We start from the raw sequence: 12741 nt of genomic DNA, 5'->3' as shown, positions 1-12741 counted from the left end.
AAATCCCTGGCATCAAACCTAGGGCGCGCTTATCTATGGCTTGCGACCCAAGGAATGGTTGTTTGGGAGCAATTTCGATGCTGGCGTTGACGACCGCTATCGTCGTCATGAAAAGGTGGCGCAACTAGCCAAGCGAAAATTCCTTGCCGGGACTGAGGGGAATCCGAATGGATGCATGGGGCGATACCAGAATGGGCAGAGCGATCAGACAACACGATTGGTCGCTAACCCCACTCGGCCCCATCCGCGAATGGCCAGTTTCCCTCAGAACAATCGTCGAAATGATCCTCGGCTCTGAGTTCCCCCAGGCGATCGTCTGGGGTCCTGACTTCACCACGATTCACAACGACGCATTCCTACCGATCCTCGGTGCGAAACCGCCCGCTCTCGGCAGGTCGTTCGCGGACGTGTGGTCGGAAGCTTGGGACCGTATAGGGCCGATTGCAGAAAAGGCTTATGCCGGGGAAGCGACGTACATCGAGAATTACCCGCTGACGATCAATCGTGATGGCTTCGACGAATTAGCTTTTTTCACGTTCTGCTACGCGCCGCTTCGCGATGATGATGGGAAAATCGCTGGTCTGATCGACACGGTTACAGAGACAACGGCTACTGTGCGCGCAAGAGAGACTGAACTCGTCCTGCGCCGGGAGTTGCTGCACCGCGTTAAGAATACGATGGCCATCGTGAACGCGGTGGTCAGTGCATCTTTGAGAAATGCCAACAGCCTTGATCACGCGCGAGAAACCATCACCAGCCGGATCAGCACTCTGGTCAAGGCGCAGGACCTCTTATCAGAAGAGGACGGCGCGCAGATCGCCGAGGTGATTTCACAAGCCATCGCTCCGCACATCGACCGTCCGGATCGAATAACCATGTCTGGTCCAGACCTTCAGCTGTCAGCACAGCAAGCCACAGGCATTTCACTGGCAATCTACGAGCTAGCGACGAATGCGGTGAAGTACGGTTCGCTTTCTACCGATGAAGGTCACGTCGAAGTCGTCTGGTCGACCGACGGGGATAAAGGGTTCTTTTTTACCTGGCGCGAGGCTGGCGGACCTAGAGTATGCGCGCCGCAGAGAACCGGGTTTGGCTCGATACTCGCGAACAAGATCGTTGCCACGTATTTTTTTGGGGAAGCGAAGTCCTCGTATAATCCCGAAGGTCTCCATTTTCAGTTGACTGGATCATTGTTGGGCGCTGAGAACGCGTAAACAATATCCTCGTGGATCGCCAGCGCTGGGTCGCCGACCCGTCGTTGCCAGTCGAAACCCTTCCAAGCGCAAAGCTCGTTATCTCGGGTCAGCACTACAGCGCCACATCATCGATCCTGTTCGAGGACCGAAACACCGTTAAACTGCATGCGCGGGCAAAAGTCTTCAACAATTGAAGCTGGCGCGCCTCCGTGTAGACGCCATCAGCGTCCACAAGGTTCCGGATCCAAAATGGCGCTTCGACATTCTTCTCATTCTTTTGAGAGGGAACGGAACGGGCGCTGCGGACGGTGGGCCTTGATTCCGCCTCGTTCATCATCCCTTGTTAAGGAATAGTTTCCTTTCTCGGAGATCCTGCTCATGGCTACCGGCGCATCCCAGCGACTGCATGAGGGGGTCGCTGCCGTTGAAACGATGACGCGTTTCGCGGTTGCGGTGCTTGCGCTTGCGTCCGGCGTTTACACATATCTCGGTGTGCGCAGCATCCTCGATGGATCGGCAACGGCGGTCTTCTTTGCGGCTATCATTTATTCAGCGTCGGTTTCGGTCGGAATCTACGCGTTCTGGTCTTACATGGCCCGCTTCTATCCGCACGTGACCACGCATACGGGTAGAGCCGCGATGCTTGGCGTCATGGCCATGGGTGCTGCCATGATTATGGCCATGTCGAGCTGGCTCAACGCAGCGGCGCTCGCCGGCTCGGCGGCATTGGAACAGCACCTTGCCGAAACGGTGGAGGGCTACACTGCGGACCTCGATCAGGCGCATCAGAACGCTCTAGCCGCTCAAAGCCTGCTGCCCGATATCCAGCGTGCGTCCGAGCGGTTTTCGCAGCTTGCCGCATCGGAGCGTCAGTCGGGAGCGCTCACAGGCACGACCGGATCCGGAAGCGTCGTGCAGCTTTTGTCGCAAATGTCCGCACAGATGAAGGAACTCGAGAACGGCATCAATGCCTCCCGTGAGCAGGTGACAGCGTTGTTCGATGACGGGCAGAAGCGGCTCGAAACCATGCGCACGCTTGTTTCCGCGCCCGGCGCAATCGAACCGCGCGCTGACCAGTTCTCCTCTGAAGTGGTCGCGCTCACGGGCGTCATAGCGTCTCTCGGGCAAACGTCGATTGCTCCTTCCATCCGCCGCGCCGCCGATGATCTGTCCCTGGGCTTCATCGCACCGATCGCCGATGGCGGAGACGCCGATCTTGTCAACCGCCAAGACCGGGTGATGGAAACAGTGCGCGCCTCTGTAGCTGCGCAGTCGAAAGTACTGTCGGAATCGGCCGATGAAATCCTTTCCCGGGCAAACGTCCAGGAACGCCGGTTTGTCCCGTTATCTTCTGCGGAGGCAGTCTTGCGTTACGCGTCCGATTTCATACCGGCTTGGGCCGGTGCCATTTCTATCGACCTTCTTCCCGGGGTACTGGTCTTCATCCTGGCAGTCGTACATGGCGCGATCCGCAAACAGGAGGAGGCGATGCCGTTCGCTGAACGCATAACGGCCGCCGAACTTCTGATGGCGCTGGAAGTCCAGCGCGCGATAAGCCCAAACGGCGTTGATCTTGAAAAAGTGGTGGAGTTCGCGGACGCTGATTGCAAGGTTGAGGACACCGCCAACATCACCAACCTCGACCCGCGGGGGCGCGCAAAGGACCGGTCTCATGAGGATCGATGAAGGGCTCAAAATACTGGCGCGGGTCGATGACGGCGTCTGGATGCGCGGGACGTTCTTCAGTCTGTTAGCGGCAACAGCGATATTCCTCGTGATCGATATGCGTTCTCTATGGGAACGGAATGCCGAGGAACCAATCATTGATCCGGCTCGTTGGCCAATCCTTCTCCCGGCTCCAGGCGGGACCGGACGCGATGGTCCGCCGGTTGAACTGCTAAGCTCACATGAAGTGTTGCGCCAGCCCATGAAGCTGGAACTCCAGCGTGATGGAGTTCTACTCGCTGAAGGCACATTCGACATTGGCGCGGGCGAGCGGTTCGTCCGCGAAATTGAACAGCGCGGCGAATACGTGAAAACGGTGTCTCTCAATTCCCCAGGGGGATCGGTTGACGATGCATTGGCAATTTCCAAGCTGATCCGTGAGAAGGGACTTGATACCCGTGTGGCGTCAGGGGCTCTTTGCGCGTCCTCCTGCCCGATTGTCTTTGCCGGCGGCGTGCGACGATTGGCCGAACCGGAAGCGGTCGTCGGCGTGCATCAGTTGTCCAATGCCAGCACTGATCGGACAACGGCAGATCAGGCGATGTCGTCCACCCAATTAACCACAGCGCGGATCACACGGCATCTCGAAGAAATGGGGATCGACGCCGGACTATGGATCAAAGCTCTCGAAACTCCGCCCGACAAACTTCAGTATGTTTCGGCACAGGAGATGATCGATTTCAAGCTGACAACGGGCCTCTCGGGCGCGATGAAGAAAAAGTAACCGAACTGGGTCAGCCCGGCCGAAGGAGATCCGTGGTCAGTCTTGCTCCATTGGAACTTGGTCCATTCGTATTTGCCGCAACAAGTTCCGTCCGGCGGTGAGCAATTCAAACAAGAATGCGACAAGCGATCCGGTGAGCGAGACGATGGCACCACCAAACAACCAAAAGAGATTTTCTTGGCGCAGTCCGAGGGCAAGAGCGCCAGCAAGTAGATTAAGGATTGCGCAGCCCGTGCAAATGCCGGCCATCACCCCAAGCACGACCGCGACCTCCAGAGCAAGTGCCCTTCGCCGCAAATACGCGAGCTGCATGCGAAACAACTTGCTTTGCTTACCCCTATCCGCGACTTCGTTCAGCCGGTCCGAAACTCTCCCGAGGCGGGTGGTGTAGATACTGACAAAGCCTGCGGTACCAGCCAACAAAAACACCGGCGCAAGGGATGTTTGTATGACAGAGGCATGGTCTGTAACGATAGGTGGTGGGTGCATGCGTACCTCTCAGAAACAAATTGAACTGCGATGCATCAAGCTTTGGACAGCGGTAGATGTAGTCACGGCGGAACGCCCATCATAAAGCTGATAGTAGACCCGCCGGGACCTTGAGCTTGAAGTTCACAATCCAGCTGCCTGGCGCAGCATTCGCCTTGATGCGGCGAAAGCCATATCGGCTATATTTGAGGGCGAGCGGTTTGATGCTGGCGGTCAATGCCGCCTCACAAGAACAGTGCATGTCTGACAATGCTTCGTGATTTCCGCCTCGCGTCTTTTCGCCGCGGTTTGAATGTCCTTCTGCGGCTTATAAGCCATACTTCAAGAAGGACCACTTTTCAGGGGGCAGACCAATCTCCTCACGGTCCAGCGGCTGGGCCGGCCCTCGGCGCTGATGAAGTACAGCACGCCATATGCGACGATGGTGAAATCGACAAGGAAGGCAGCAAAATAACCTGCTATCCAAGGCTCCCCGAGATTGGTTAAATACAGATAGACCATAAATGCCTTCTCGAAGGTGCTGAACACCATGGTCTCAAATCGTAACCACGGACGGAACCCCGCGACCACCATCAGTGCGCCAATTCCGAAGATCATGATGCCCCAGTGTCGCAGAGCCGGTACGCTGGAAGGGGTGAAATCGACAAGTCCACCGAGCATCGGTGTGATGAGTTTGATGTCGAGCGCGAACGGCAGTGTCCCACAGGTCGCCAAACCGAAAACAATGAGAAACCATTTGATGGTTTTGGTAATGAATTTGTTCAACGTGCACATCATTATCCGCCGGACGATTGGAAGCAAGCTGTAACAAGATGGAGCAAGACGGTTCGCGCCGACGACGCACCCCAGGTGTCATTTCATCATCAGGGCTGTCACCCGATCGAAGGCAGCGGAAAAGCCTTTCAGGGAAGCCGACAACGAGATAGGTTCGTTGGTCTTGGCAGCCTTGGCCATCATCTTGAGCACCGCTCCAGTCCGCAGCTCGGCAACGGCTGCGCCGTCGAAGCTAAGCGGCACAACGCATCCGGCGGGGACGCAGGTGCTAAAACGCACAGGTGCCTCCGAAGACTTCTCATCGACCTGAAGCGATACGCCGGCATCAAGTGCGAGCCCGAAGGGCAGAACAAGTGTACCCGTCGCAGTCTTCCCATCGCCACCGGCTGCCATCTCGATGGCCAAAAGCCGCTGTCCGTTCTGCTGTGTCTGTTGCTGCATGAGAAGACAATGCCTGTTCTTCCTCTGGACGCAGCTAACCATCCAGTCCGCGTAGGTTTCCTGCAGAGAGGACGCACCGCCCGGGAGCGTGGCGTGCTCTTGTGCGAACGTTTGACCAATGGCCAGGACCAGCAGGCAGACGGTAGCGAAGATTGTCCGGTTCGACCGGAACCTCGGTGATAAGCACTGTCTCAAGGCCCCCTGTCTCCTCTCAGAACTTATAACTGAGGCGCAACGCGCCGCCGTGGCTCGTGTAGGTGTCGGAAAACGAGCCTTGGTAGTTCAAGCGCAAACTGAAGCCGTTGTCGCTCGCCAGATCAACGCCAGCGGTCAGCCGCCCCACCACGGCGGCCAGCGGCACCTCACTGCCGAACGTGCCTATCCCGGCGGGCGCGTTGGCCAGCCGTGCAGACGTATCCCAGCTATCGGCGCTGCTGAAGCTCACTCCGGCGGCCGCGAATGCCCGCATGACCGTTGTCTCGTTAACGTCAACACGCGTACCGAGTTCAATGGCCGGAGTGGCGTGGAGGCTCCATTGGCCGACATCATCGACCAGGAGGTCGAGGGCGCCGGCTCCCGACTCGCGATAGCCATTGGCATGCGAATAAATCAGGTCAAAGTCCACCAGAGGCCGCACATAGTAAGGATCCTGCGCGAAGGTATAGGCTGCGCGCACGCGGGTGCTGACATTGTAAACCTCTGGGTCGCCTTCGGCCTGGCTGGCGAAATCAGGAATCCGGATCGTGCGCGTATTGTCGTACCAACCGTAGCTGCCGGCAACGGCACCCGACAGTAACCAGGGGCCGCTCTGGTGCTTCAGGGAAACGCCGCCGTAGAGGATGTCGCCGTTGGCGTTGACCCGGCCGTCGTCGCCGCTGATGGAACTGCGGTCATAGCCGCCAGCCAAGCCGACGAACCAGTTCGGCGACACCTCGACCTGGGCGCCGGCTTGCAGGGCATAGGTCGTGGTGTCGAAGCCCGACACGCTGGCACTGGTCTTCTGGTCGAGCGTCTGTGCGCCGGCCTGAGCCCAACCACACTCCGTCTCCGTCAGGAACGAGGTGCCCGCGGCAAACATGGGGCAGCTCAGCAACAGGTCGAGGTGCTGCTGCGTCATGGCGATGCTCCCGGACGCAGCCGCACCGGAGACACCGGGCGACATGTCCGACAGAGCTGCTCCATAGCTGCCCGCATCGCCGTCGGCGAGAGAGCCGAGCGTGCCGAACAGCGTGCCATAGGAGCCACCGCCGGCATCCCAGATTTCCTGCAGGTGACCTGCGACGCTGTCCTGGCCGTCGTTTAGCGCGACGCCGGGCTCGGCGAAGTGGGCCGACTCCGCCGAAACCGACAGCTCGTTTCCTGCCTGGGTGATGGCATAGTCGAAGATTGCCGACTGGGCACTCAGCGAATGGTCGAGGGTGCCTCCGACGGTGAGGAACGGCAGACTGATGTCGGGCAGGACGCTGATGGCGTTCACCGCGAACTTGCCGTCCAGCGTAGCGTCACCGTCGATGGTCAACCGATCCATGCGCGAGCCAGCGAAGTCGGCGGTGAGCTCCAGTATGCCACCCGCGTCCTGCGTGAGGTCGCCAGTGATTCTGGTGGCGTCGATGCCGCCGGAATGACCGATCATCAGCCTGCCATGATTCATCACGTCAGCCTCATAAATCTCCGCATCCGTCAGCAGGCCACCGGCCTCATTGATCACGGAGACGGCCATGCCGCTGCCGAAACGGGCCATCGGCACGTTGTCGTCGTCGTTGGAGACGACTTTGCTGTCGACGAGATCCCCTCTCACGCTGCCGCTGATCGTGCCGGAGTTAAGCACGGTCAGGGTGCTGCCGGCGGGCGAGCTTCTGCCGACGGTATAGTTAACGGCAAGGCCTGAAGCAGCAGAGACGCTGCCTCCGGAATTGACGGTCACCATGTTGTATTTCCCGGCCGAAACCCAGACGCCGGCGCCGTTGTCGGAGCCGCCGGTGACGGAACCATTGACGGTCACATTGATCTTGCCGTTGTTGTCCGTCCCTGCATCGCTCTGCGCGAATATGCCGATCGAGTCTTTGCCGGTCGCCTGGATAGCCCTGCCAGCATCGAGGGTGACCGTCACATCGCCGCTTTTGCCGGCCGACGAGAGATTGCCGTTGGAGCCGATGAAAGCACTAGTCGCGTTGCCACCGAAACCGCCGCCGCCGCCGATCGACTGGGCCAGGATGCCGTAGGCGTAGTCGCCCGACGTGGTAATGTTGCCGTCAACAGACACGGAGACATCGTCGCCGTCACCGGTGCTGCCGGGACTGTTGCCCTTGGAGGAGAGCGGAGCACCCGAGGCGGTGCCTCCAATACCACCACCGCCGCCGATCGACTGGGCCACGAGGCCATGGGCGGCCAGACCTCGCGTATGAATCGTGCTGCCGTTGGTCAGATCGACCGTGACGGCGCCGCCGTTTATTGTTCCACCGCCCGAGCCACCGACCACGAGCGAGCCGATGCTGTCGGCCTCGCCGGCGCCGCCGATGCCGCCACCGCCGCCGATCGACTGCGCGACAATGCCATGGGCCCGATCGCCATAGGTGTCTACGCCGCCGCCATAGTTCAGGTCGATTTCGCCGCCGCTGCCACCGACGCCACCGCTGCCGCCCACAACAAGATCGATCGCATGGCTGTTATCCTCTTCGGCCGCCTTGGTGCTTCCGGCGCCGCCGACACCACCGCCGCCGCCAATCGATTGGGCCAGGAGGCCTATCGAATCGTCGCCGTTGGTCTGGAGGGCGAGCCAGCTTCCCGCACCGACCGTAATTTTGCCCCCGCTGCCGCCGGCGCCGCCGCTGCCGCCGAAACCGCCGCCAACGGTGATCTTGCCTGCCGCCTTGTCGGACCCATCGCCGCCCTGGCCGCCGCCGCCGCCGATCGACTGCAGCAGCACACCGTAGGCGCTATATCCAGCGGTACTGATGCCGGCGGTGCCGTGGTCGCTGTCGAAGGTGATGTCGACCGAGCCGCCATTACCGCCCGCACCGCCGCTCCCGCCAACACCCACGGTGATGTTGGCCGTCGCCTGGCTGCCGGATGCGGTGGATGTGCCACCGGCACCGCCACCGCCGCCGATCGATTGGGCGACGATGCCGTCTGCCCAGTCGCCCATGGTGGCAATGTGGCCGCCATGCGTCAGCGTGACTGTGTTGCCATTGGCGGCCGTGCCGCCACTTCCACCGTCGTCAATGGTAGCGCCCACACTGACGTTGAAGCAGTAGCCATATCCATTGCCGTCTTCGCTGGCGCATTCGCTGTCACCCGCGTCGTCGAGCGGCTCGGAATCGTCAGAAGTAGCCTGCCCCACCGAGCCTCCTAGCCCGCCGCCACCGCCGATCGACTGCGCGAGCACCCCGTCCGCATCTGCGCCAGAGGTATTGATTTTACCCCTGGTGGTGACGGTGGCCGTGCCCGCCGTCCCGCCACTGCCGCCAGTCCGGCCAACGGAAACGCCGACAGATGCGGAGAAAGCACCGCTACCCCCTTCGGAATCTTCGGCTTCCTCGCCGCCGGGCAGGTCGGCGCTGGCCGACAGCCCGACGCTAACACCTTGCGAAGTACCGCCGCCGCCACCGATCGACTGGATGAGCACACCGCGAGCACCGGACCCGCTGGTCTGCAAGCTGGTGCCGCTCTCGAGGTCCACGGTCGTGTTTCCGCCGCTGGCGCCGCCGCTGCCGGAGCCGCCGACCCCTACATTTGCCGCCAGGTTGAAGCCGCTACCGATCTGCTTGCTGTTGACGCTGCCGACGCCCCCATTGCCGCCGCCGCCGCCGATCGACTGCACCACGATCGCATTGGCATAATCGCCGGCTGTCGTCACGGAGGCGCTGTCGTTGAGATCGACCTTGACGATACCGCCATTGCCGCCGCTGCCGCCGGAGCCGCCGACCGAGACACCGATGTCGGCGCTGACGGTGTCCACCGTGCCGACGGTCGCGGCCATCGACGACGCACTGCCGCCATTGCCGCCGCCGCCGCCGATCGATTGCGCCACAAGGCCATGCGACGAAGCACCTTTCGTGGAGACCGCGGAGCTGCCGTCCAGCGTCAGCGACACTTCCTCAGCAGTCCCGCCCGATCCGCCGCTGCCGCCGACGGCCGTGGAGACGCTCATCGCCAGGGAGACGTCTTCGCCGGTCGGCACCGCCACGGTGAGCGCGTCGGCAACCGAGGAGCCGCCGCTGCCGCCACCGCCGCCAATCGACTGAGCGAGCACGCCGATCGCGTCGGTCACACCGCCGCCGCCCTGCCCGGTCTTGATAATGCTGTCGGTCAGGTCAATAGAGACCTCGCCGCCGGCGCCGCCGGAACCACCGGTGCCGCCGACAGCCACCGACGCCGTGAAGCCGATACCTGCGGAATAGGAACTGGCGGAACCGCCCGTACCGCCGCCGCCGCCGATCGACTGCGCCACGATGCCCGCCGCGTGCGAGCCCTGGGTCGTCAGGTTCAGTCCCTGGAAGCCGACGGTCACGGTGTTTGCGTAGCCGCCGCCACCGCCGCCGCCGCCGATCTGGAAGCTGCCGAGCCCGGCATCGCCGCCCGTGGCGTTGCCTCCATTACCGCCGCCGCCGCCGATCGACTGCGCGAGTATGCCGAGCGCACCGGAGCCTTCTGTCGCGATGGCAACTGCCTGCGTTCCAGAGCCTGTAGAACAATCGCCGCCGGAATTTTCATTGGTGACGCAGACCCATCCGCCGCTACCACCCCCCGAGGCGGTGCCGCCGACACCTAGTGCCGGAACACCGACTGACAGGTCGATCACATTGCCGCCATTGCCGCCGCCGCCGCCGACCGATTGCGCCATGATCGCATGCGACATCTCACCCTGCGTGGTGACCGAACCGCCAGTCAGCAATACGTTTGCATGGCTGCCGGAGCCGCCAGCCCCGCCCGAACCTCCGACGGTCGCGATGCCCTTCGCACCGCCGCCCGAACCACCGCCGCCGCCGATCGACTGTGCCATGATGCCGATCGCTGCGTCGCCGGCCGTACTGATGGCGCCCGAGCTCTGGACCTCGGCAGTGCTGGCATAGTTGCCGCTACCGCCGGAACCGCCGATCGACAGGATGCCGCCCGCCATACCGGCGGCGCCGCCGCCGCCGCTGATCGACTGCGCAATGATGCCGTGCGCCGAATAGCCGGAGGTGGTGATCGCGCCGGAATTCTGGACACTGGCCGTTTCGGCCTGCCCGCCGTCGCCCCCATTGCCACCCAGCTCGAGCGTCAGCCCGTCGGCGATGCCGCCAGTGCCGCCGCTGCCGCCGATCGACTGCACCAGGATGCCATAGGAATGCCCGCCCGAGGTGGCGATCGCCGCGTTGTTGTTGACGATAGCCGTGTTTCCACTGCCACCATTGCCGCCATTGCCCGCGCCACCCCCGAGCACGTCGGTGAAGTTGCCGCCGGTGCCGCCACCGCCGCCGATGGAATGCAGAGTAATGGCGGCCGAGTAATCTCCAGTCGTCGTGATCTTCGAAGCCCCGCTCGAAAAGACGCCTACGCTGCCGGCATTGCCGCCATAGCCGCCCCCGCCGCTCGTGCCGACAACGGCGGTGTCGTCGCCGCCATTGCCACCTTGGCCGCCAATGCTCTGGCCCAGCAAGCCATAGGCGTAGCTGCCCTGCGTCTCAACGCTACCGCCGGACAGGTTCAACTGGATTTGCCCACCGCTTCCGCCGCGGCCGCCGGAGCTGTCCTTCTCGCCGGCCTGGCCGTCGCCACCGCGGCCACCCTGGCTCAATGCGATCACGCCACCAAGATAGTCGCCTTGGGTCGAAATGGTGCCTGAATGGACCGTCACGGTCGTCGCCGCTATTCCACTTTCTGGCCTGCCGCCCTCGCCACCGGCGCCCGCGACGTTTGAGCTCCAGCCGTCGCCGCCTTCGCCACCCTGGGTAACGGCAACGACGCCACCTGACAGGTCATTCACCTTGCCGGTCGCGACGATTTTCATGTCGGCATACGTGTCGACATTTATGACCGAGCCGCCGCCCCCGGTGCCGCCTTCATCGGAGCTGTCTTGCGAAGCTGTGCCGTTGCTGCCCTGGCTCAGCGCATAGATGCCGCGCACGCTGTCGGCGTCGTTCGCGTAGATGCCGATCGCGCCGGCGGATGTATTGCCGGAGGAACCGATTTCGATATCGATGAAGCCGCCCGCGCCGCCCGCACCGTTATCGTGGCCGCCTGCCTGGCCGGTGGACTCGGCGGCAAGGCCCCAGACATAGTCCAGTCCGCTCAGCGGGTTTGTCCCACTGCCGAGATTCACCTGTCCGGTGTTAGAGATTTTGATGGTACCGCCGCTGCCGCCGTTGCCACCCACTTGGTCGCCCGCCGCACCGCTATTCTGTTCGCCGCCGCTGCCGCCCTTGCTCACGGCAAAGATGCCGGTCATACCTCTGGCCGTATTCGAGTTGAGCGATTCTACGGTCAGCGCCCCGTAGTTGGTGATCGTTATCGCGCCTCCCGCCCCCCCGGCCCCGCCGCTGGATTTGTAGTTGTCGTTATCCCCATCCCCGTCGCCGCCGAAGCTCGTTGCCGAAATCAAGCTGCCGATCGAGCCTGGATCTGTCGAGCTCGTGAGGGTTATGGGGCCGTAACTGGTGATCGTCACGGCCCCCCCGGCACCGGCGCTTCCCTCGTCGACGCCGGCGCCACCCACTGTATAGGTCATGATGACGCCGCCGACGGATTCCCACGGCACTGTGTAAGGGAGGCTTGCGCCGGCCGTGTACGAGGCTTGGGTGTTGATCGTTATATTCGCTCCTGGGTCACCGTCCTTCTCATCGTTGTGATCGACACCACTGTCGCCCCAGCAGGCGGACCACGTATATCCATAGTCGACCTGGCCGATTGACTGGGTCGCGGAGCCGGTGCAGCCCGCGTACGCATTGTCGGCCACGGCCGCGCCGCCGAGACCCAAGGCCAACATTATTACTAAACGCGATGCGTTTCGGTCGGACAGGACTGCAGCCTGGTCGCTGCGCCTGGATGAAGGGTGCGACGATCCTTGCCGGGTCTTACCGGTGCGTGCGACATGCTTCATGCGATGAGCCCCCAAAAGTGAAGCGAACAAGACCTGCCGACCTTGAGACAAGCTTCGTCGCATGCGCAATCTGCGCGAAATCCTCGACGCGACTTCCTTCAACCAAAACGGCAAGGCCACAACCATGCGAACGATAAAGCGACAAATGCCGGAGATTCAACCGAACAAAACGATTCAATTCTGACCAAATCCTACAGCCGACGCTTCATGCAGAGCTCTTGGGATTTGCGATCGATGACAGACAAAAACATCAATCGATCAATTCAGCTGAACTCTTGTAAATTCTTGCATCACTTGATTGTTCTTGCGCC

At 61.9% G+C, this 12741-nt stretch carries 8 protein-coding genes; 3 read left to right on the top strand and 5 right to left on the bottom strand.

Translation table 11 applies throughout. The features are described from left to right. The first annotated feature begins 167 nt into the window (after window positions 1-167). From ASD52_RS22680 to ASD52_RS22665, 3 genes are all read left to right on the top strand, one after another. On the top strand, window positions 168-1214 hold the full coding sequence (locus tag ASD52_RS22680; RefSeq protein ID WP_063963344.1) for a PAS domain-containing sensor histidine kinase: 1047 nt from the start codon (window positions 168-170) through the stop codon (window positions 1212-1214). Window positions 1215-1574: 360 nt separating this feature from the next. Further along, window positions 1575-2882, top strand: coding sequence for a hypothetical protein (locus ASD52_RS22670; protein ID WP_057209613.1), 1308 nt, complete (start codon window positions 1575-1577; stop codon window positions 2880-2882). Further along, entirely contained in the window at window positions 2869-3645 is a 777-nt protein-coding gene (locus tag ASD52_RS22665) for an ATP-dependent Clp protease proteolytic subunit (protein WP_057209611.1), read from the top strand. Before ASD52_RS22670 ends, ASD52_RS22665 begins: the two co-directional genes overlap by 14 nt. A 36-nt stretch (window positions 3646-3681) precedes the next feature. Here the strand turns inward: ASD52_RS22665 and ASD52_RS22660 are convergent, their stop codons facing one another. The 5 genes from ASD52_RS22660 to ASD52_RS22645 form a co-directional block, all read right to left on the bottom strand. Continuing rightward, window positions 3682-4134 carry a DUF2721 domain-containing protein gene (locus ASD52_RS22660; RefSeq protein WP_057209609.1) on the bottom strand — a complete coding sequence of 151 codons (453 nt, stop codon included), beginning with the start codon at window positions 4132-4134 and terminating at the stop codon, window positions 3682-3684. A gap of 79 nt (window positions 4135-4213) precedes the next feature. Next, window positions 4214-4351 (bottom strand): hypothetical protein, encoded by a 138-nt coding sequence (locus tag ASD52_RS38695; RefSeq protein WP_156408396.1) that lies wholly within the window; start codon window positions 4349-4351, stop codon window positions 4214-4216. A gap of 104 nt (window positions 4352-4455) precedes the next feature. Next, a complete protein-coding gene (locus ASD52_RS22655) occupies window positions 4456-4899 on the bottom strand; it encodes a hypothetical protein (protein WP_146160953.1) in 444 nt (147 codons plus the stop codon). A gap of 87 nt (window positions 4900-4986) precedes the next feature. Continuing rightward, the gene (locus tag ASD52_RS22650) at window positions 4987-5391 is read right to left on the bottom strand and encodes an invasion associated locus B family protein (RefSeq protein WP_082523715.1); all 405 of its coding nucleotides are present in this window, start codon (window positions 5389-5391) and stop codon (window positions 4987-4989) included. Window positions 5392-5560: 169 nt separating this feature from the next. Then, window positions 5561-12430 carry an autotransporter outer membrane beta-barrel domain-containing protein gene (locus ASD52_RS22645; protein WP_057225504.1) on the bottom strand — a complete coding sequence of 2290 codons (6870 nt, stop codon included), beginning with the start codon at window positions 12428-12430 and terminating at the stop codon, window positions 5561-5563. Between the last annotated feature and the right edge of the window lie 311 nt (window positions 12431-12741).

The organism is Ensifer sp. Root142, assembly GCF_001426785.1.
In the GTDB taxonomy this organism is placed as follows: domain Bacteria; phylum Pseudomonadota; class Alphaproteobacteria; order Rhizobiales; family Rhizobiaceae; genus Ensifer; species Ensifer canadensis.
This window is presented reverse-complemented; position numbering and strand designations above follow the sequence as displayed.